This is a genomic window from Pseudoalteromonas sp. SG44-5 (assembly GCF_014164175.1).
Classification (GTDB): domain Bacteria; phylum Pseudomonadota; class Gammaproteobacteria; order Enterobacterales; family Alteromonadaceae; genus Pseudoalteromonas; species Pseudoalteromonas nigrifaciens.
Genome location: NZ_JACJES010000058.1, coordinates 1 through 707, shown reverse-complemented (window position 1 = coordinate 707; position 707 = coordinate 1). Strand labels below are relative to the sequence as shown.

Here is a 707-nt window from a genome sequence, read left to right as displayed (position 1 = left end):
AATAACGGGTAACTTTTTGAAGTAACGCTTTAAGCCAGTAGCTTTTCGCAGTTACTCACGTTGGTGCGCCGCTTTCTGTTTAGGTGTTCGCAGTATCCTTCGTGCGACGCTGGGCGACCTACTGCACCATGAAATACGCGACTAAATTGTGTGGTGAGTTTTAGCCAGTTTTCGGGGGTAATGTTTACTCTTTGTAACAGGGGTAAAGTGCTGCTTTCGATATAGCCTTTCTTGTCTTCACGTATACAACGCCCGGTTAATTCTACTAGTTCAAGGTAAGATTTAAGCGCAAACGGTAATCCTTTCGCCATGTGCTTTTTGGGTTTACCTGAAAAGCGCAGGAGTTGCTTCGGTTGCTTACCTGCAGTGGCACTTTCAATGCGTATTTTTACGCTGGTATGGTCTGATGTTTCTGGTGTTGTTGCTGCCTTTGCTCTTATTGGGTTTAAGTCAACATATGCCATACAGGCGATTAATGCGGCTTCATCTAAGAGGGCTTGTGATTTAAAGCGTCCCTCCCAAAAGCGGCCGGTACAGTTATCTTCTTTATTAGCTCTGCGCGCAATGTCTTCATTTAATAGCCGCATAAACCAACTGATATTAGCTAAGCGTTCTCGGTATTCACTGATTGTTTCATTTAGAAAGAGCCATTCAATTTTACTTAGCTCTTCACCTTGCAGATATTTGTTAGTGAGTACAGTGCCTTT

General features: G+C 43.4%; 1 protein-coding gene. It reads right to left on the bottom strand.

Annotated features, from left to right (window positions below; translation table 11 throughout):
• Positions 1-29: 29 nt before the first annotated feature.
• On the bottom strand, positions 30-707 hold a 678-nt coding region (locus tag H5079_RS18150), incomplete at its 5' end, for a transposase (protein WP_182684625.1).